15 protein-coding genes are annotated in these 20,066 nt (G+C 48.4%); 11 read left to right on the forward strand and 4 right to left on the reverse strand.

Features of this window, described 5'->3' with window-relative positions; all coding sequences use genetic code 11:
• The first annotated feature begins 73 nt into the window (after positions 1-73).
• Positions 74-1,606 (forward strand): tryptophan halogenase family protein, encoded by a 1,533-nt coding sequence (locus tag ACO0K2_RS15640; RefSeq protein ID WP_423020465.1) that lies wholly within the window; start codon positions 74-76, stop codon positions 1,604-1,606.
• Between the two features lie 144 nt (positions 1,607-1,750).
• On the opposite strand, the gene ACO0K2_RS15645 is transcribed toward ACO0K2_RS15640, so the two are convergent.
• Both ACO0K2_RS15645 and ACO0K2_RS15650 read right to left on the reverse strand, forming a co-directional pair.
• The gene (locus tag ACO0K2_RS15645) at positions 1,751-2,224 is read right to left on the reverse strand and encodes a hypothetical protein (RefSeq protein ID WP_423020467.1); all 474 of its coding nucleotides are present in this window, start codon (positions 2,222-2,224) and stop codon (positions 1,751-1,753) included.
• A gap of 82 nt (positions 2,225-2,306) precedes the next feature.
• The gene (locus tag ACO0K2_RS15650) at positions 2,307-3,632 is read right to left on the reverse strand and encodes an alpha-amylase family glycosyl hydrolase (RefSeq protein WP_423020469.1); all 1,326 of its coding nucleotides are present in this window, start codon (positions 3,630-3,632) and stop codon (positions 2,307-2,309) included.
• Between the two features lie 393 nt (positions 3,633-4,025).
• Here ACO0K2_RS15650 and ACO0K2_RS15655 point away from each other — a divergent pair, with 393 nt between their 5' ends.
• The 4 genes from ACO0K2_RS15655 (at position 4,026) to ACO0K2_RS15670 (ending at position 8,455) form a co-directional block, all read left to right on the forward strand.
• Positions 4,026-4,997: a sugar ABC transporter substrate-binding protein gene (locus tag ACO0K2_RS15655; RefSeq protein ID WP_423020471.1), complete on the forward strand. Its 972-nt coding sequence runs from the start codon at positions 4,026-4,028 to the stop codon at positions 4,995-4,997.
• A 1-nt stretch (position 4,998) separates the two neighbouring features.
• Entirely contained in the window at positions 4,999-5,994 is a 996-nt protein-coding gene (locus tag ACO0K2_RS15660; protein ID WP_423020473.1) for an ABC transporter permease, read from the forward strand.
• A gap of 3 nt (positions 5,995-5,997) precedes the next feature.
• Positions 5,998-6,786 (forward strand): ATP-binding cassette domain-containing protein, encoded by a 789-nt coding sequence (locus tag ACO0K2_RS15665; protein ID WP_423020475.1) that lies wholly within the window; start codon positions 5,998-6,000, stop codon positions 6,784-6,786.
• 82 nt (positions 6,787-6,868) lie between these two features.
• On the forward strand, positions 6,869-8,455 hold the full coding sequence (locus ACO0K2_RS15670) for a glycoside hydrolase family 13 protein (protein ID WP_423020477.1): 1,587 nt from the start codon (positions 6,869-6,871) through the stop codon (positions 8,453-8,455).
• A gap of 119 nt (positions 8,456-8,574) precedes the next feature.
• Here the strand turns inward: ACO0K2_RS15670 and ACO0K2_RS15675 are convergent, their stop codons facing one another.
• On the reverse strand, positions 8,575-9,036 hold the full coding sequence (locus tag ACO0K2_RS15675; protein ID WP_423020479.1) for a hypothetical protein: 462 nt from the start codon (positions 9,034-9,036) through the stop codon (positions 8,575-8,577).
• 611 nt (positions 9,037-9,647) lie between these two features.
• On the opposite strand from ACO0K2_RS15675, the gene ACO0K2_RS15680 reads away from it, so the two are divergent.
• The 6 genes from ACO0K2_RS15680 (at position 9,648) to ACO0K2_RS15705 (ending at position 19,796) form a co-directional block, all read left to right on the forward strand.
• Positions 9,648-10,973 carry an MFS transporter gene (locus ACO0K2_RS15680; RefSeq protein WP_423020481.1) on the forward strand — a complete coding sequence of 442 codons (1,326 nt, stop codon included), beginning with the start codon at positions 9,648-9,650 and terminating at the stop codon, positions 10,971-10,973.
• A gap of 138 nt (positions 10,974-11,111) precedes the next feature.
• Positions 11,112-12,806: an alpha-amylase family glycosyl hydrolase gene (locus ACO0K2_RS15685; RefSeq protein WP_423020483.1), complete on the forward strand. Its 1,695-nt coding sequence runs from the start codon at positions 11,112-11,114 to the stop codon at positions 12,804-12,806.
• On the forward strand, positions 12,803-15,238 hold the full coding sequence (locus ACO0K2_RS15690; protein WP_423020485.1) for a TIM-barrel domain-containing protein: 2,436 nt from the start codon (positions 12,803-12,805) through the stop codon (positions 15,236-15,238). Before ACO0K2_RS15685 ends, ACO0K2_RS15690 begins: the two co-directional genes overlap by 4 nt.
• A 256-nt stretch (positions 15,239-15,494) precedes the next feature.
• Positions 15,495-17,372: a glucokinase gene (locus ACO0K2_RS15695; protein ID WP_423020487.1), complete on the forward strand. Its 1,878-nt coding sequence runs from the start codon at positions 15,495-15,497 to the stop codon at positions 17,370-17,372.
• A gap of 343 nt (positions 17,373-17,715) precedes the next feature.
• Entirely contained in the window at positions 17,716-18,558 is an 843-nt protein-coding gene (locus ACO0K2_RS15700) for a DUF6348 family protein (protein ID WP_423020489.1), read from the forward strand.
• A gap of 32 nt (positions 18,559-18,590) precedes the next feature.
• Positions 18,591-19,796, forward strand: a complete 1,206-nt coding sequence (locus tag ACO0K2_RS15705) for a cation:proton antiporter (RefSeq protein WP_423020513.1) — start codon at positions 18,591-18,593, stop codon at positions 19,794-19,796.
• A 121-nt stretch (positions 19,797-19,917) separates the two neighbouring features.
• Here the strand turns inward: ACO0K2_RS15705 and ACO0K2_RS15710 are convergent.
• Positions 19,918-20,066: ExbD/TolR family protein (locus ACO0K2_RS15710; protein WP_423020515.1), on the reverse strand; the 149-nt coding region annotated here is incomplete at its 5' end.

The raw sequence follows: 20,066 nt of genomic DNA on the forward strand, positions 1-20,066 counted from the left end.
CCCCTGTCCACTATCCGTGGCAGGGGTTTTTTTATAGAGTATTCAATAATCATTTTATTTCGTGATGGGTTTTATGAAACAAGATAACGCTCCGGTCTCAAATAAGTGCCAGCGCATCGTCATCGTTGGTGGTGGAACTGCGGGATGGATGAGTGCATCCGCGTTAGCGAAAACACTGAAAGGCCAATACAGCATTACGCTGGTTGAATCAGATCAGATTGGCACCATTGGTGTTGGTGAGGCGACGATCCCGATGATTCGTCACTTCAACCATATTCTGGGAGTGAATGAGGTTGATTTTTTACGTGCAACCCAAGGGACATTTAAATTAGGAATTGAATTTGTCAATTGGGGGCAGATTGGTGACCGTTACATTCACGGTTTTGGCACCATTGGGCAAGAAACCTTTACGGTCGATTTTTATCAGTATTGGCTCAAGCATTTCATGGCGGGCAAAGTGCCAGCACTCGATCATTTTTCGATTAATACAGCAGCCTGTTTGCAAAACAAGTTTATCACTGCGCAAACGGATATGCCCAACTCGCCATTAGGACAAATTTCGCATGCCTATCATTTTGATGCCGGGATGTATGCGAAGTTTTTACGTCAGTATAGCGAAGCGCTCGGTGTCGTTAGGCGTGAAGGGAAGATCGCACGTGTGACCACGCATCCAGCTGACGGCCATATTCGTAGTGTTGTGCTGGAAAACGATGAAGAAATCGTTGGTGATTTGTTTATTGATTGTTCGGGCTTTAGAGCATTACTGATCGAAGAGACTTTGCACACCGGTTACGAAGACTGGTCGCATTGGCTGCCTTGCGATACTGCCGTCGCAGTACCTTGTGCATCCGCACCAGAGCTGACACCTTACACACGATCCACCGCGCATAGCGCTGGATGGCAATGGCGGATTCCATTGCAGCATCGGATTGGCAATGGTCATGTATTCTGCAGTAAGTACATGAGTGAAGACGAGGCGACGTCCATTCTATTAGCGAATCTTGATGGTGTTGCGCTGGCAGAGCCACGTCCTGTCCGGTTTAAAACCGGTATGCGTCAACAAGCATGGAATAAAAACTGCGTTGCTGTTGGATTGTCATGCGGGTTTATCGAGCCACTAGAATCCACAAGTATTCATCTGATTCAACAATCGATTATCCACTTAATCAGTCATTTCCCGTCGGCTGGATTCGATGCGGCGGATCGTTCTCACTACAATGAAGTGATGAGTAACGAATACGCATGGGCACGTGATTTCATCATCCTTCACTACAAGGCAACGGAGCGTTCTGATTCACCTTTCTGGGACTACTGCCGCGAAATGGACATTCCCGCGTCATTGCAACAGAAAATGGCGTTATTCCGCAGTCACGGCAGAATCTATCGTGAAGGAAATGAGTTGTTTACTAAGCCAAGCTGGTTGCAGGTCATGCATGGACAAGGTTTGCGCCCACGCTCCTACAATCCTTTAGTGGACCTGATTCGTGAAGATGAAACGCAGCAGTATCTAAGTGATGTCAGTGGATTGATTGGTAAGTGCGTTGATGCCATGCCGACGCACGCAGCATTCATTGCAGACTATTGCGCAGCACAGCCTCCAATGTAAAACGCTATCCCCCATTGCCTTCGGGAGTAGGAGGCAAGGGGGATACAAGGGAGAAAACGAAACGGCTTGATTTTAAAATAGTAAATAAGCCGGATGATCGTTCAAGACGATCACCTTCTGTGGATACCTCAAAGAGACAACAAATTAAAAGCAATCAACGGTGCTGGTTGCGCCAGTTCGCGTCTCATTCGCACAGCGTGCTGAGCCACGTGCCAGATCGTGTGCATCACTCTCTTTTTTACGCTGGGCATCTTTCGCCGCTGCATCAATAATGGCTTGTGCATTCGCCAAATCTTGCTCTAAACCCGGTGCCTTTTCTGGGCGATTAATCTTCGCATTCAAATCGGCATGAATTGGCAGGTAGGTCCAATAAGTCGCTTTGGCGCCACTTGGCCATACCGCTGTTACTTCGGGTGTTTCCAGTGTGGTCGTGTTTTCAGGGAAGGTGTAAGTCCGTGTGACAGGAGCAACGCCTAATACCGTTTTTCCCTCGTACAGGGTCGCGCCTTCGGGTTTGGTTTCAAAGGTCAGCATGGCAGTGTTGCGCACGTCGGTGGCACAACCGGCCAGGGTAAATGAGAGAATGAGCCCTGACAATATCGCGCTATGTTTTTTCATGTGTGTTCCTCCAATTGGATCAACGATAATACGTCGATCGTGATGATGGTTATGATTATGGTTATGGTTATGATGATACAGCTTACTTCACTAACAACTTATATTCCCACGCTTTCAATTCTTGCGGCACTACTGTCGGTTGGCCATCGAGAGGATTGATGAACGTTCCTTTGAGTGCAGGATCCGTCGAGCTGAATGTACGTGGTTTGTCTGAAAGATTAAAAATCCCAACGATTTGATCTTGATCTTTGCTGCGGACGAAAGCAAAAATATGTTCATCGTCACTCGTCTTGATCATTTGTGGCTGTCCACCATCAAGGCCGTTCCATAGCGCATGATTGGTTTGTTTTAAATGGAACAGTTTTGTGTAGAGCGCTTTGTAAGGATGATCTTTCCATACAATCGGATCACGCTCAAAGAAATCTAAGGCTTTGGTATTGCCTGCTTCCTGTCCCTCGTATAACAAAGGCATCCCTTTGAGTGTATTCGATAAGACTAAGAATGTTTCTACGGCGTCACCAAGACGAACAAACTCCGTGCCTTCCCATGAATTGAGATCATGGTTAGAGGTGTGAAGCATCCGGTAAGAGTTAGGGTTATACGTTGTGTCGTCGGTATGGAGGTAGGCAGCCATGTCTGCGGCATTTTTCTTGCCCTTAGCAATCTCACCAAAAATATCTTTGAATTGCCAGCCATACGTCATATCAAACGCATGCTCTTGCAGGTCGGGTTCGACTGCCTCGGCCAGCATGAATACTGGCTTTATTTTATCTAATTGCTGACGCGCTTCGTTCCAGAAATCGGTTGGCACCATGGCAGCGACGTCGCAGCGGAACCCGTCTAGATCATAGTTAGTCACCCAGTAAGAGAGCGCGCTGATCATTTCTTTGCGTAATTGCGGATTGCTGTAATCGAGTTTGATCACGTCAAACCAATCTGGCACCGGTGCAACGAATTGACCTTTGGCATCATGAACATAGTAATCCGGATGCTCTTTCACCCAAGGATGATCCCATGCAGTATGGTTGGCAACCCAGTCAATAATGACTTTCATGCCTTGCGCATGGATGGCGTCGACTAAATGATGAAAGTCTTCCGGTGTACCGAATTCAGGATTGACGGCGGTGTAATCAGCGACAGAGTAGTAGCTGCCAAGCGTCCCTTTGCGATTGACTTTACCAATCGGATTAATCGGCATGATCCAGATGATGCCAACTCCCATTTTTTTTAATTCTGGCAAATACCCTTCAAACTTTTTAAAACTTCCCTCTGCAGAAAATTGGCGGATATTGGCTTCATAAATGGCCGCATTCTTACTCCAAGCTGGATGAACGACTGTACTGACACTCTGCGCCATTGCAAAACTGGTCGCCAACGCGCATGACAGCGCTAACATTATTTTTTTCATCAGAATCCCTATATTAAAAGAGGAAAATCGTTTTCGTCGCTTTTTGTAGTATTAGTTCAGAATAATTATGCAAATGTAAAAATGACGGCTTTTTTTGGGAAAAATGTGACATTATTGTGCCATAGATCATGCCGGAAGACATTTTTCTCGTGTATTAAAACTACATTTTCAGATATTTTACTTTCTTTAACCTTATAAGGAAAGGACGATTTTTTGTATGTCGCTCAGCTATAGAAAAAGGGAAAAGGACGTCCTACTTTGCGTCCTTTTGTAGGTGGTTAACGTCAACGAGATGCCTTGCTTTAACAATTTCATCCCCCTATATTTCGCTTAACCCGTTCGCGACCCATCGTAGGTAACGCGGTGACTCATCAAATTATTCAGGAGATGAACATGAAGTTGAGCAATGTGGTAGTAGGTACGGCCTTTGTATGGATGTCGACGATAGCAGTAGCTGCAGAGCAACCAGTGATTGGATTGATTACGAAGACCGATACCAATCCTTTTTTCGTCAAAATGAAAGAAGGAGCGCAACAAGCGGCACAGGCAGGTGGTGTCATATTACTGACAGCTGCCGGGAAATTCGATGGCGATAATGCTGGCCAAGTGTCGGCGATTGAGAACATGATTGCCGCCGGCGCGAAAACAATTTTGATTGTTCCAAGTGATGCCAAAGCGATTGTCCCTTCGTTAAAAAAGGCGCGAGACAAGGGTGTGCAACTGATTGCCTTGGATAGTTCCACTGAGCCAAAAGACGCCGTGGATGCCTTGTTTGCCACCGATAACTACCAAGCCGGAAAACTCATCGGACAATACGCCAAGGCGGTCATGGGCGGCAAATCAGCCAAAATCGCGACGCTAGATCTGTTCCCGGGGCATCCCGTTGGCATTGCTCGGCATACAGGCTTTTTGGATGGCTTTGGTGTGAAGGCGAATGATCCCTCCGTGGTGTGTATGCAAGATGCGTTTGGCGATCAGGCGAAGGGGCAGACAGCGATGGAAAATTGTCTTCAAAAAAATCCCCAAATTAACTTGGTCTACGCGATCAACGAGCCTGTTGCAGCAGGGGCATATAAAGCTTTGAAAGCCATCGGCAAAGAAAAGAGCGTGATGATCGTGACAGTGGATGGTGGTTGTACGGGCGTGAGAGATATCAAGGCGGGCGCGATCGCTGCGACGTCCCAGCAATATCCATTAAAAATGGCATCGCTGGGTGTCGAGGCAGGGATTGCCTATGCGAAAACTGGCAAGAAAGCGATGGGCTACATCGATACGGGGGTCCATTTGATTACCGATCATCCTGTCGCAGGTGTCGAGAGTAAGGATAGTCAATTTGGTCTTGATGCGTGCTGGGGGAAGAAGTGAAATGAGTAATAGCATTGGCAAAGATGAGGCAGGGGTGTCGCATTTTTTTCATCGGTTGAAATTGCCAGCCGTATCGGTATTGGGGCCTATTCTCGCGCTACTCGTCGCGTCCATTTTTTTTGCGAGTCAATCTGATCGTTTTTTGAGTGGGCAAAATTTTTCGTTGATTCTGCAGCAGGTCATGGTCGTGGGGGTGCTTGCGATCGGACAAACCTTGATCATCCTTACCGCAGGCATCGACTTGTCTTGCGGCATGTCGATGGCGCTGGGCTCAGTCGTGATGTCAAAACTTGCTGTTGAACATGGATTGCCAGCCAGCGCAGCGATTGCTGTTGGGGTGTTGTGTTGTGCATTGATTGGTGTCATCAATGGCGCGTTAGTTACGCGGATTCGCTTACCGGCATTTATCGTCACACTCGGGACGATGAATATCACGTTTGCGATAACGCAGATTTATTCACAAGCGCAAACAGTAACTGATTTGCCCGAGTCGATGCAAACCTTAGGCGCAACTTTTCAACTGGGTGAAACAACCATCACTTATGGCACCGTGTTAATGCTTCTACTCTACGTGTTGACCTGGTTGTTTTTGCGAGAAACAGCGCCTGGTCGACATTTATACGCGGTAGGTAATCATCCTGAAGCCGCTCGTTTGACCGGTATTCGGACGCAAACCGTGTTGTGTACTGTGTATATCGTCGCAGGTGTGCTTTATGGTGTCGCAGCGATGCTGTCTGTTGCACGGATGGGGGTCGGTGATCCGCAAGCGGGCTCGACGGATAATCTCGACAGTATTACTGCCGTTGTTCTGGGTGGTACCAGTCTTTTTGGTGGGCGTGGGTCCGTCCTTGGTACCTTGATTGGCGTGCTCATCGTTGGGGTATTCAGGAATGGTCTGACGTTGATGGGGGTTCCGTCTGTGTATCAAGTTCTTGCTACCGGTATCCTCGTTATTTTGGCCGTGGCAACTGATCAGCTCACGCACAAGAAAGCATAAGACATGGAAAATCATTCCCTTGTATTGCAAGCATCGGGCTTGACCAAACGCTATGGCAATGTGACGGCTCTTGATGGGGCAGATTTTGAACTTCGTGCTGGTGAAATTCTTGCCGTGATTGGTGATAACGGAGCGGGTAAATCGAGCCTAATCAAGGCACTCTCTGGTGCACTGATTCCAGATCAGGGTGAATTACTTCTCGACGGCAACCAAGTGCAGTTTCATTCGCCGGCCGATGCTAGATCGCATGGCATCGAGACTGTCTATCAGGATTTGGCGGTGGCGCCAGCAATGACGATCGCTGAAAACTTATTCTTAGGAAGAGAAATTCTTCGTCCCGGCATTCTTGGAAAGTGGCTACGCCTCATCGACAAGGAAACCATGCTGAATGAGGCTATCCGTTACATGCAGGATCTAAAAATTGGTATTCGCTCGATGAGTCAAGCGGTCGAGACATTATCGGGCGGACAGCGTCAGGCGGTTGCGGTGGCGCGTGCGACTGCGTTTGCGCGGCATGTTGTGATTCTCGATGAGCCAACAGCGGCGCTGGGTGTGAAGGAAGGAAATATGGTGTTGGAACTGATACGCCGTGTTCGCGACCGAGGCCTTGCTGTGATTTTGATTAGTCATAATATGCCGCACGTTTTTGAGATCGCTGACCGCTTTCACATTCAACGACTCGGAAAAAGAATTGCCGTCGTCGATCCCAAAAAGATCAGTATGTCGGATGCGGTTGCGGTGATGACGGGAGCGAGAGATCCCTCGACTTTGTCTGCAGAGGAGAACGCATAAATCAAAAATTTAAATGAAGTCAATGAAGTCAGTAAGAAGAAGTTAACCATAAAAATAAACATCCACACACGGGACATCTGTTATGCCATTTTTACGTAAAAAAATACTCCTCGCTTGTCTACTTGGGGCGAGCGCTACCGCATCCATTGCTGGTACGCCAGCGACAAAATCTGAGTCGACCTACGACAAGCGCGAGCTGGATTGGCGGAACGGAGCCATTGTCTACCAAGTGCTGGTCGATCGCTTTGTGCCCTCGAACCATTTGGACGCGAAACGTCAGCTTTATCCTGCACCGAAGGTATTGCATGACTGGTCTGAGCCTGCAAAGCCGGGCGTCTATCTGCCAGAAGGAAAGCTCAATAGCGCGGAGTTGGATTTTTGGGGTGGTGATTTACAGAGTTTGTCGACGCAGTTGGATTACATCAAGCAACTGGGTGCGGATGTGCTTTACCTTAACCCGATCCATTTGGCATATACCAACCACAAATATGATGCCCTCGATTTTATGGCGATCTCGCCAGAATACGGAACGCGGGCCGAGTTCAAGACTCTTGCTGTCGATGTTCATCAACGTGGCATGAAGTTGGTGCTGGATGGCGTTTTTAACCACATGGGGCGTAATTCTGAGAAATTTCAAGATGCTTTCCGCAATCCTACTAGCCCATGGAGAAATTGGTTTGCGATTGGGCCGCAATATGAGGGTGGGGCGCGTGTTTGGACGGGTTTTCAAAATTTACCGGAGCTTAACCTCGATAATGCTGCCGTCCGCGATTACATCTACGCATCACCAAACTCTGTTGTTCAAAGCTACCTCAGAGACGGTGCTGACGGATGGCGTTTGGACACGGCATTTGAGCTCGGACCTCGCTATCTCCGTGATTTAACCGATGCAGCCCATAGGCAAAAACCAGGTTCGCTTGTTGTCGGTGAGATAGTGAATTATCCCGGAAAATGGTTGCAGTCCATTGATGCGGTAATGAATTTTGGTTTGCGGCAAATTGTGTTGGGATTGGCGAGTGAACAACTGAGCGTGACGAAGAGTGCGCGAATGACAGAGCGTCTGATTCAGGACGCAGGTATCGAACCGATGCTCAAGTCTTGGATGATTATCGATAATCATGATTTGCCACGTATTGCCAATCAGTTTCCTGAGAAGTCCCAACGACGCATGGTGCAAGCAATGCAATTCACGCTTCCTGGGGCGCCGAATATTTACTATGGTGCCGAGTTGGGAATGAACGGTGGACCTGACCCTGAAAATAGAAGCCCCATGCGATGGGACTTGATGAATGCCCAAAATCCAGAGTTGATCTGGATGAAGCAATTAATCAACTTGCGAAAAACAAATAGGGCATTACGTGTTGGCGATTTCAGATTGGTAGAATCAGAGAAGCTTTTTGCTTACGAGCGATACACCGACAAAGTGCTTGAGACAGTCATCGTCGTGGTCAATCCTGCTGATCACGAGGTCACCGAACGCGTCATGATTGCTAATCCTTTTCTGATGGACCAGACGCCGCTCGTGGATGCATTTGATCCAACGGGAAAAGAACGCATGACGATTGAATCTGGATTTTTGACAGTGACTGTCCCTGCGCGGACAACATTGGTGCTCAAGCCGACGGAACATAACTTTGGTGGTTATAGCCGCTATAAGCATGTGAGTTGATGCGATGCGCGGTGGTCCGTCCGCCATCGAGATCAGCGGGTCAGGTGGAGATGGTGGCGGGATGCAATGCAAGACGATGATGGGATAATCTCGTTATCCCATCATGATGATGAGGCGTGTTAGTTTTTCTTTGTATTGGCGTCGATATCCGCGAGGCATTCTAAGCCGCGTGCACTAATGGCGGTTTTGCCTGTTTCGGGATCGATTTCAATGTGGCCTTTTTTGCCCAAGAATGTTGCCACTGGCCCGCTTAATGGTGCTTCTGGGTTACTTGCGATAGCGCGCAGGCCGTCGATACATTGTTTGATGAACAAAACTTGACGACCCATTTCGGTCAGTTCGAGGCTGCCATCTTTCCGGTAAGTGATCAGTTTAATGCCAGACAAGCGTTTGGTATTGCGTCCAATGCATGCGTTGGGTTTTGCATTTTTGGGCAACTTGCTGATTTGTTCGAGTGCATCGTATTCGTCGATACTGAGTTTGTGGTTCATTGTTACTTTCATTGATGGGCTTTGCGGCGTTGATATGCCGTACAGTAATGGAATCTGGGTTGTTGCTGTGCCGTTTTGGGTGGTCGGCAATCACGATTCAACAAGTGGCGTGCTCGCAGCGGTTTGGTGTCAGTCGCGATGTCAGTCGTGCTGTCAGTTGCGATGTCATTTTTGACATCTGACGGAAATCAGTCGATGACTTTGTTGTCACGCGCAATGTGCCTACTTGTTGAAAATAATTTTTGACCCGAATATATCATAGACGACCCTGCTTTCCGCGTTTTGGCGCGTAAAAACGGTCTCTTTGCACGTCAAGTGTTGGTGATATTGATGCTTTTGAGGGGGCTTCATCTCTAACAGTGGCCCGTCTTGGTCTTAAAAAGTAGTATTGCTACATTTTCTCGTATCTCGTTTTGTGGAATGAACACAACGCTGCTCACGATGCTCCCCTTATTGCGGCACTTTGAGAACTGTTTATTTCTTTGCTTTGCCGTAGTCTCTGTTTGACATGGAATCTAGTTTTAGTACAGAATGAGCATTGAAGCAGAGACTTCATCTAATAAATCGCAAAAATGCGTGACAAGACGTTGGCGGGTGTGCAAATGGTGTTGGTGCTGCTGAGGGTAGCGCTGTGCCGCGTCGCATTCCTGAATCGCCAGCGACGTCGTCATCAATGAAAAACTACACGGGGACGCATCACGATGCACACACACATCAACAAACCACAGCTTTCGTTTTGGCAACTGTGGAACATGAGCTTTGGTTTTTTTGGTATTCAGTTTGGTTTCGCCTTACAAAACACCAACACGAGCCGGATTTTTGCGACCCTCGGTGCAAATCCTGATGACCTCGCGCTTTTCTGGTTAGCTGCACCAATTACTGGTATGTTGGTACAGCCTGTCATTGGCTATCTGAGTGACAACACGTGGCATCCAGTGTGGGGACGCCGCCGTCCATTCTTCTTTATCGGCGCCATGCTCGCATCGATTGCGATGTTTTTGATGCCGAACTCAACAATGTTGTGGATGGCCATTTTGGTATTGTGGATGATGGACTCTGCGATCAATATTTCCATGGAGCCGTTTCGTGCATTCGTGGGTGACAAATTAAATCCATCACAGCAAACCGCTGGTTTTGCGATGCAGACATTTTTAATTGGTTGTGGCGGTGTGATTGCTTCGCTGTTGCCAAAGTTCTTTACCGACTATTGTGGTGTCAGCAATATCCCCGTAGATGGTGCGATTCCCGATACCGTGCGTTACTCATTTTATTTTGGCGGTACTGTATTTGCGTTGTCAGTTTTGTGGACCGTGCTGACATCGAAAGAAATCCCACCACAGGATATCGAACAATTTTTAGAAGAAAAGAAACAAAATAGTGGTGTTATTACAGCCCTCAAAGAAATTTTTGGTGGCTTTTTGAAGATGCCAAAAACAATGGTGCAATTGGCCGTCGTGCAGTTTTTCTCGTGGGTTGCGTTATTTGCGATGTGGGTCTACACCACACCGTCGATTGCCGACACCGTATTTCATACCACTGATCCGCAATCCGCTGCGTATCAGGAGGGCGGCAACTGGGTGGGTGTGATGTTTGGTGTCTACGGGGGTGTCTCTGCTATTGCTGCTTTTATCCTGCCTATCCTCGCAGAAAAAACCAGTCGCAAATTCGTGCACATGGTCTGTCTCGTGATTGGTGGCGTGAGTTTGATCAGTATTTTCGCTGTGCCTTCTAAAGGAATGTTGTTGGTGCCGATGGTGGGTGTGGGTATCGCATGGGCCAGTGTATTGACGATGCCTTACGCCATTTTGGCGGGTGCATTACCTGCTAATCGCATGGGTTACTACATGGGGATGTTTAATTTCTTTGTGGTGATTCCCCAGATTATCGCTGGTGTCGTCCTCGGTGCGGTATTGAAAAACTTCTTCAATAACCAGTCCGTCAAAGTATTGATGCTGGGTGGATTGTGCATGGTTATCGGTGGTTTGCTGACATTGATCGTCAACGATGACGCGGTCGAAAAAAGCTGAGTACTAACGCCTTACTCTTCGACCTTCGTTCTGGCGTGACCTAGTTGTGGTCACGCTAGGCTGCCTTGGCACCGTTAGTGCATGTGTTCATGTCGACGTTGCCGTCTGCACTTTCTCTATTTTGATGGGGCACATAGCATGAAGTTGACTTCGTTTCGATGTTCAATTGCCTTACTCGTTTCACTCTTATCGTCACCGCTTGCGATGTCCGCGGAGCACGGTGCATCTTCTCCCTTTTTATGGAAAAACGCGACCGTTTACTTTTTATTGACGGATCGTTTTAACCAGCAACGCAGTACAGCCGCAGCCGATACGCCATTACCCTATGGGCGTAAAAATGACGCTGCGCCGTTGCGAGGATTTATGGGCGGGAATCTGGCAGGGATTACGGCCAAAATCAAGGATGGCTATTTTGACCGTCTTGGTGTGAATGCGATTTGGCTGACGCCACCTGTTGAGCAAATTCATGGTGCAACTGACGAGGGTGCTGGGAAAACCTATGGTTTCCACGGCTATTGGGCAGCGGATTTTACGGCTGTTGATGCCAACCTTGGCACGTCGGACGATATGCGAGAATTGGTCAATACTGCCCATGCACACGGCATTCGGATTCTCCTTGATATCGTCATGAACCACGTTGGTCCTGCAACCTCGATGGATGCCCCTTGGCCATCGGATTGGGTGCGTACGGAGCCCGTTTGTACTTATAAAGATATTCCAACCACTGTCAGTTGTGCCTTAGTGAAAGGGTTGCCGGATATTCGGACTGAGAGTGACGCGAATGTCGCGTTGCCGCCCGCCTTGGTGGCGAAATGGAAAGCAGAAGGGCGTTACGAACAAGAAATGCAGGAACTCGATGCCTTCTTTCAGCGTACTGGCTATCCACGTGCCCCGCGCTATTATTTGATGAAGTGGCATACAGACTGGATCAGAAAATATGGCATCGATGGGTTCCGAGCGGACACGGTCAAGCATGTAGAGCCTGAGGTATGGAAAGAATTTCAGCAGCTTGCGAGTGCGACCTTCGACACTTGGAAGCATGACCATCCCACCCAAAAGCTGGGTGATGATCCGTTTTATATGACCGCCGAAGTTTACGGCTATCACATCGATCAGGGACAACAGTTTGTGATGGATGGTGGCAGTACCATCAATTTTTATGCACATGGTTTTGATAGTTTGATTAACTTCGGGTTTAAATCCGATACCCACCATGACGCCGAAACCCTTTTTAGTCACTATTCCACACAACTTGCTGGTGCGTTAAAGAACCAGTCTGTGCTCAATTACATCAGTTCGCATGATGATATGCAGCCATTTGATGTTGACCGTCAACATGCTATGGATGCCGGAACAAAATTACTCTTAAGTCCAGGGGCTGCACAAATCTATTACGGTGATGAAACCGCCAGAGATATTCATGTCCGAGGCACGGAAGGCGATGCAAGTCTACGCTCGATGATGAATTGGGATGAGTTGCAAACGAACGCAACACGCCATGGTGTAGCGATCCGTGACGTGCTCACACATTGGCAGAAATTAGGTCAATTTCGCCATGATCATGTGGCCATTGGTGCAGGCGTCCATCAAAAACTGAGTGATCACCCCTATACCTTTCAGCGCACTTACAGCGATGCCCACATCAGTGACAAAGTGGTTGTTGCTTTGGATTTATCGACCACAACACCAAATGCCATTTCCGTGGCGGGTGTATTTGTGAACGGGCAGATCGTACGCGATCATTATTCAGGACAAACAGCGGTTGTCGTTGATGGCACAGTGACACTGCAAAGCCAATACCCTATTGCCTTGATTGCAGAGGAACCTCAATGAAAATCAAACCCATGCAGTGTGTCATCGTGAGAGCCGTCGGTGCCTCTTTCTTGTTGTTCGGTGCGATCGGCATCAACGCCGCGTATGCACAAAATGTACAGCGCACCATCACGCACATCGAGAAAAAAGCGGATAGCTTGGAAGTAACGACCAACGATGGACGGTATATTTTTAAGCCATATTCGCCAACGATGGTAGAGACAACGTTTATTCCAAATGGGGAAACACAGACAATTCCTTCTCATGCGGTCGTTCTTCAACCGCAAAAAATGCAGACATCATTAAAAATATCGGCAAACGCGATCGACTATGCGGCGAAAGAGATGGCGGTGCATATTCAGAAAGCGCCGTTTCAAATCAGTTATTCCTACAAAAATAGAGTCTTAACATCCGAAAAAAATGGTTATAGCCACCAAGCAAACGGGGAGACGTTAGATTTTAATTTGGATGACAACGAAGCGTTGTATGGTGCTGGCGCGCGTGCTCTCGGCATGAACCGTCGTGGATATCGACTGCCGTTATATAACAAAGCACATTATGGATACGAAGAACATTCAGAACAAATGAACTTCGGTATCCCGCTCGTTTTGTCTTCCAGAATGTACGGCATTCATTTCGATAATCCAGCCATCGGCTATCTGGATCTTGATAGTAAAAAGACGAACGTTCTTGCCTATGAAACGATCAGTGGCAGAAAAACGTACCAAGTCATTGCAGGTGATAGTTGGGCGGATGTGGTCGCCAGTTATACCCAATTAACAGGGCACCAGCCTTTACCTCCGCGCTGGGCTTTCGGTAATTTTGCGAGCCGATTTGGTTATCATACTGAAGCCGAAGCACGGACGATTTTGGATCAATTTCATCGTGACCAGATTCCTGTTGATGCGATCATTTTTGACTTGTACTGGTTTGGCAAAGATATCAAGGGAACCATGGGGAACCTGGCCTTTGATAAAACACAGTTTCCGCAACCCCAAAAAATGATTGCTGATTTTGCACAGCAAGGTGTGAAAACGATTTTGATCACCGAGCCTTTTGTCTTGACGACATCGGATAAATGGCAAGAAGCGGTTGATCAGCGGTTATTAGCCACCGGCAAAGACGGTAAGCCGTTCACGTATGATTTTTATTTTGGTAACACAGGATTAATCGATATTTTTGATCCGCATGCTCAAAGCTGGTTCTGGAATATCTATAAAAATCTGAAGGCACAAGGTGTCGCAGGATGGTGGGGCGATTTGGGCGAGCCGGAAGTACATCCATCCGCACTGCAACATAAAACCGGATCGGCCGACCAGGTACACAATATTTATGGTCATGCTTGGGCAAAGCTCATTGCTGATGGATACGCGAAAGAATTTCCACAAGAGCGTCCGTTCATTTTAATGCGCTCGGGCTATTCGGGATCGCAACGCTACGGAATGATTCCTTGGTCTGGTGACGTCAACCGGACATGGGGTGGATTACGTTCTCAGCCCGAAATTGCATTGCAGATGGGGATGCAAGGGATGGCTTATATGCACTCCGATCTTGGTGGATTTGCGGGCGCGAATCTCGATGATGAGCTCTATACGCGGTGGCTGCAATATGGTGTATTCCAACCGATATTCCGTCCTCACGCACAAGAAGAAGTCGCTTCTGAACCCGTCTTGCGTGCACCTGCGACCAAAGCCTTAGCAAAAGCGGCGATCGAACTGCGTTATCGGATGCTGCCGTACAACTATACGATTGCCTACGAAAATAGCCAACGTGGCTTGCCACTCATGCGTCCGCTGTTTTACTCTGAACCCGGCAATGCCCGGCTGTATGGCAATGCGGACAGTTATCTCTGGGGTAATGACTTCTTGGTCTATCCTATTCTGCAGTCTGGTCAAACAAAGGCTGAGATTTATTTTCCTGCCGACAGTCAATGGTTTGATTTTTACACTGGCCAAGCATTTGCCGCCGGTACTCACCAAGTGGTGGATGTTGCTGCAGACCATATCCCTGTTTTTGTCAGGGCTGGCGCTTTTATCCCCTTAGTGCCTGCATCGCTGGGGATACAAAATACGAGCCAGTACACAGGCAAAGATCTGGAATTGCATTATTACTATGATCAGTCCGTACCACAATCACATGGCATGCTGTATGACGATGATGGCGTCACCGCGCACGCCGCAGAGCAAGGAAGGTCCGCATTACTCCACTTTCATGCAGTATCGCATCGCGCTGAATTAGAGGTGACCTTGACCACCGCAGCTGGTGCCCATTATCAAGCAACGGATAGAAACATTGCTTTACTGGTTCACAACATAGCGCGGCAGCCTCAACGGGTGCTGATTGATGGACAAGTTGTTGCAGCGCGATGGGATGCAAAAACCAGAGCGTTACAGGTGCCAGTGCAATGGCGCAAGCAAAACCAGAAGCAATTGGTGGTGAAAATATTGATGTAAGGCGACCGAAAGCGACTTCAAGAAGCTGGTGCTGTGGTAAATTGCGTATGTTTTTATCACGCTGAATGAAGTAAAACCAGTTTCCGCTCATCGCCGGTGATGCTTTCGTGTTGATCGGCAATAACGCACGACGGCGCGGAAGTAGCGCCGGAGTTGCGATGGCAGTTGACAGTTCGTTTTGACGAAGGTGCTTGCGAGCTTGCCTGATTTCGTTGAACAGTTTGGCGTGTGTCTTAAACCATTAAAACAAAGAACCATGACTGAAAACGGATTGACAGAACGTACATTAACGGAGCACAGCAACGGCTTAGGTTTTTCTGGTGGCCCGCGATTGTTAGCGGACATCGGGGCGACCCACGCCCGATTTACCCTCGAAACCTCACCAGGTGTTTTTGAGTCGGTGCAGGTATTAAAGTGTGATGAATACTCAGGGATCATTGATCTTCTGCGCGCTTACCTCGATCAGCATCCGACTCAGCGTGTCCACCATGCTGCGTTTGCGCTGGCCAATCCGATCGATGGCGACTATGTCCGCATGACAAATCGTGCATGGGAATTTTCTATTGAAGATGTCCGTCGCGAATTTGGTCTTTACACCTTGTTGATCGTGAACGACTTTACGGCGCTGGCCATGGCATTGCCAGGATTGCAGCCCGGCGATGTGATGCAAGTCGGTGGCGGTACGCCAGTGCCGAAATCGGTTATTGGTGTCTTAGGGCCTGGTACCGGGTTGGGGGTGTCTGGTTTGATTCCGACCTCGGATGGTTTTGTTACGTTAGGTTCGGAAGGTGGTCACGTTAACTTTGCGCCTTGCGATGAACGTGAGTACGCGATTTTGCAGTTTGCTTGGAAGGAATGGCCCCACGTTTCAACAGAACGTCTGATCTCTGGGCCAGGTCTTGAATTGATTTACCGCGCGTTAGCGCACCGGAATAAACAAGACGTCAAGCCTTTAGCTGCGCAAGAAGTCATGCACGGTGCGCTCAATGACAGCGATCCATTGTGCCTTGAAAGTATTGAATGCTTCTGCGGTATGCTTGGTAGTTTTAGTGCCAATCTGGCCGTTACCTTAGGTGCATTTGGCGGTATTTATATCGGTGGCGGTATTGTGCCCTTGATGGGCGTACGTTTTCACGAATCGGCTTTCCGTTCACGCTTTGAGGCCAAGGGGCGTTTTAGTAGTTATCTGGCGCAGATTCCGACCTTTGTCATCACGACGCCGAATCCGGCCTTTTATGGTGTTTCAGCGATTCTCTCCGAGCACTTGCGTGGTCGTAGTGGTGATAGCTCATTGATGGATCGAATTCAGACGATTCAATCGGAACTCACCCCAGCTGAACGTCGTGTGGCGAAACTGGTGCTGGAAAATCCACGGACCGTACTCAATGAAGCGATTGTTGAGATCGCCCGTTTGGCGGATGTCAGCCAGCCAACGGTGATTCGCTTTTGCCGCTCGCTGGGTTTTGCCGGGCTGGCGGATTTTAAACTTAAGTTTGCAAGTAGTTTGACCGGTACGATTCCCGTACGTCACAGCCAGGTTAGAAAGAGTGATAGCACGCATGATCTGAGTGCCAAAGTGATCGATAACACGGTGTCGGCGATTCTGAGTTTCCGTGATCAATTAGAAGTGCACGCCATTGATCAGGCAATTGCATTGCTCCGTAAAGCGAACAAAGTCGAATTTTATGCGATGGGTAACTCGCGTGCGGTAGCGTTGGATGGGCAGCATAAATTTTTCCGTTTCCGTATTCCGACAGCGATTTACGGCGATGCGCACCTTTTCTCGATGGCAGCAGAATTACTGAACCCAGGTGATGTGGTCATTGTGGTGAGTAACTCCGGCAAACTGCCTGAATTACTCAAAGCCGTCGATACTGCGTTGGCGGCAGGTGCGGATGTTATTGCGATTGCGCCACACCAGTCTCAGTTAGCGAAACGAGCGACCGTGTGTCTCGCAGTGAATCACACCGAAGATAATGCGACCTTCTTATCGATGATTTCGCGCATTTTACAGTTGCTGTTGATCGATATTTTAACGGTTGGGTTGTCGGTCGATGCGCCACAGGATGATGTGCTCAAGCGCAAGGATTTATCGCGGTTTACCAATTTGTTGATTTCGCATCTGGATAGCTGACAAGCTGAAAAGTTGCATTGGCAATGATCGCATGTTGGCACCAATGTTGACGCATATCTTGAGGCACCAGGATGGCTGAAGGTTCCGACATCGTCAGCAACGTGGCACCTGTCACGTTGCTTTTCGTTTATTCCTGCAGTCGTTCAGGTAGTATTTCGCCAGTGATATTTCGCTAGCGATGTTCAATGATGGCGCAGGTGGGGAAATTTACCGACAAACCGACGCGTTTTAAAGCGTACAGACAGATTGGTGATTCTTTTTATTTCTCGCTTATTTTTACTTCATTTCTACTTTTTTCTCATTTATGTCTTTGATTCAGGCATTTAAGTCATTCGCAAAGCAGTTGACCCAGCGTTCTACGGGCGGACAAGATCTTGCCGCCACGGCGCACGATCTGGTGAATGACGTCGCGAGCGATCCGGTATTGCTCGGGCAACTCGCAGAGGTTTTCACTACGCTGTCGATTCCTTTTGAAAGCACCAAGACGCAGTTGCTGTTGCCAGAAGGATTGGTGCTGGCTGTTCAACCTGTCGAGACGGTGGCGTTGAGTGATGGGCGTGTCCGCACCTGTACCAAGATTATCGCTTGGCATGCCGTTTATTTTCCACAAGGAATTGCGGAATACCAGCATGCATTGGCTGCGACAGAAGAGGCAGCGATCGCCGATGGTTTAACGCAATGGGCGAACATGGACCTCGTCGTCTTACTGGATGCAACCCGTGATGTGCCGCGGGATTGTACCGTCATCGAAATGAATACCGCTGCGGATGAAGCCAATGCGATAGCGAGATACCGTCAGGTGATTCTCGGACCTGTCGCCCACCTCGCCACCTTGCCCGCGCCCAAGAAAAATGAAGCGCATCCGTTTTGTCCTTGCTGTTTATTCACTGAAAGCATACAAACGTTTCATGATGTGTTGCAGAGCGATCAGTTTTATGGCGTGCGCTTGTTCGCATCTCGTGATCATCAGCAGGTGGCAGCAGCCGATTGTCGGGTGAATGGCCAAGATTTTCCGGCGGCGGTAGAGTCGCTCGTTCATTATGCAGAACAATGGCCACAGCGCGGTTTGGAATTCCGTAAGCAGTTTATTGTGATTCGTAGTGTGAGTCGCCGCTTGGAAAGCGCCACGCACATGGAGATGCCAACGGTCAGTGATGACAAACGATTTCCAGATCAATCGAAGTGATGAGGGATGAAGGTTTCATGCACACAACCATGATGGCAACGAGCGAAATTTTTTTAATCGCGATGTTGATTATTTTTACGATTCCTTACGCTATCTGGCGTCTTGGAAAGACGGATTATTACGCGCCATTGGTTGTTGTGCAGATTATCGCGGGTATCTTGTTAGGCCCTGGTGTTCTTGGGGCGGTATTGCCTGATTATTACACGCTGATTTTCAAGGCTGATCCTAAGGTGATGCCCATGCTCAATGGGATTGCGCAGTGGGCCGTGATGTTATTCGTGATGATTGCTGGCATTGAGCTTGATCTGAAAAAAGCGTGGCAGCACCGAGGCGAGGGCGCGTTGACGGCCGGCTTGGCCTTAGGTGTCCCTTTGGTGTTTGGCAGCATTGTAGCGCTTGGTATGTTGGCATTTCCGGGATGGATTGGCACTGAGGCCAGAACATGGCAATTTGTGGTGGGAATCGGTATGGCGTGTGCTGTTACGGCCCTGCCAATTTTGATTCTGTTCATGGAAAAGCTTGAAATACTTCGGCAGCCGCTTGGTCAGCGAATTTTGCGCTATGCCAGTCTGGACGATATTGCGATCTGGGGTGTCTTAGCGACGATCTTGATGGATTGGACGCGCGTCGGTCGGCAATGTGCTTTTCTGCTGAGTTTTGCGATTGCGACTTATTTGTTCCGGAAATGGATGGCGAAGCTTGCGGAGCGTGATCGTTGGTATGTGAGTGTTATTTGGCTTGCTGCTTGTGGCTTCGCAGCAGATTGGTCTGGCTTACATTTTATGGTGGGTGCTTTCCTTGCCGGGGCAGTGATGGATGCGGCGTGGTTTGAGCAAGAAAAAATGGATCTGTTGCGTCACCATGTGTTGTTGGTGATGATGCCCGTTTTCTTTTTGAGTACCGGATTAAAAACGACGTGGGAAGTTGGTGGTATCGCCGTGTTTATTGCTGCTGCTGTTTTATTGGTGGCATCCGTGGCTGGCAAGCTGACGGGCATTCATCTGGCAGGGAAAATACTAGGATGGGAAAAAGGCGAAGCATCGATCATTGGATGGTTATTGCAGACCAAGGCATTGATTATGATTATTTTCGTCAATATCCTGCTCGATAAGCACATTATTACTAGCGCGAGCTTTACGGCACTGTTGCTGATGGCGGTGGCAAGTACGATGTTGAGCGTACCGATGGTGCATCCTCGATTAAAGCAATTTAACGCGGTCATCAAGAAAAATACCTGAAGTGCGAAGTGATAGCGCACCAGAGATCGTAGAAACAAAGCGGAAATAAAGTAGATAAAAAAATGGCAGGGAAACCCTGCCATTTTTTATTCTCTACCGAAGGTAGTGATGCATTGCTTGATTATTTCAAGAACTGCTCATTCCCTACCATACCGATTTTGGTCACACCCAAACGCTGGGCAGAAGCCATCACGGCAGCAACGGATTTGTACGGTACCACTGCGTTAGGACGCAGGTGAACCTCTGGCTGATTTGGATTGCTTGCCACTT

This window comes from Undibacterium sp. MH2W (genome assembly GCF_049340215.1).
Classification (GTDB): domain Bacteria; phylum Pseudomonadota; class Gammaproteobacteria; order Burkholderiales; family Burkholderiaceae_D; genus Undibacterium.

Bases quoted from the DNA above. Each gene is read 5' to 3' on its own strand.
- ACO0K2_RS15640 (WP_423020465.1), top strand. From the start codon at position 74: ATGAAACAAGATAACGCTCCGGTCTCAAATAAGTGCCAGCGCATCGTC.
- ACO0K2_RS15645 (WP_423020467.1), bottom strand. From the start codon at position 2,224: ATGAAAAAACATAGCGCGATATTGTCAGGGCTCATTCTCTCATTTACC.
- ACO0K2_RS15650 (WP_423020469.1), bottom strand. From the start codon at position 3,632: ATGAAAAAAATAATGTTAGCGCTGTCATGCGCGTTGGCGACCAGTTTT.
- ACO0K2_RS15655 (WP_423020471.1), top strand. From the start codon at position 4,026: ATGAAGTTGAGCAATGTGGTAGTAGGTACGGCCTTTGTATGGATGTCG.
- ACO0K2_RS15660 (WP_423020473.1), top strand. From the start codon at position 4,999: ATGAGTAATAGCATTGGCAAAGATGAGGCAGGGGTGTCGCATTTTTTT.
- ACO0K2_RS15665 (WP_423020475.1), top strand. From the start codon at position 5,998: ATGGAAAATCATTCCCTTGTATTGCAAGCATCGGGCTTGACCAAACGC.
- ACO0K2_RS15670 (WP_423020477.1), top strand. From the start codon at position 6,869: ATGCCATTTTTACGTAAAAAAATACTCCTCGCTTGTCTACTTGGGGCG.
- ACO0K2_RS15680 (WP_423020481.1), top strand. From the start codon at position 9,648: ATGCACACACACATCAACAAACCACAGCTTTCGTTTTGGCAACTGTGG.
- ACO0K2_RS15685 (WP_423020483.1), top strand. From the start codon at position 11,112: ATGAAGTTGACTTCGTTTCGATGTTCAATTGCCTTACTCGTTTCACTC.
- ACO0K2_RS15690 (WP_423020485.1), top strand. From the start codon at position 12,803: ATGAAAATCAAACCCATGCAGTGTGTCATCGTGAGAGCCGTCGGTGCC.
- ACO0K2_RS15695 (WP_423020487.1), top strand. From the start codon at position 15,495: ATGACTGAAAACGGATTGACAGAACGTACATTAACGGAGCACAGCAAC.
- ACO0K2_RS15705 (WP_423020513.1), top strand. From the start codon at position 18,591: ATGGCAACGAGCGAAATTTTTTTAATCGCGATGTTGATTATTTTTACG.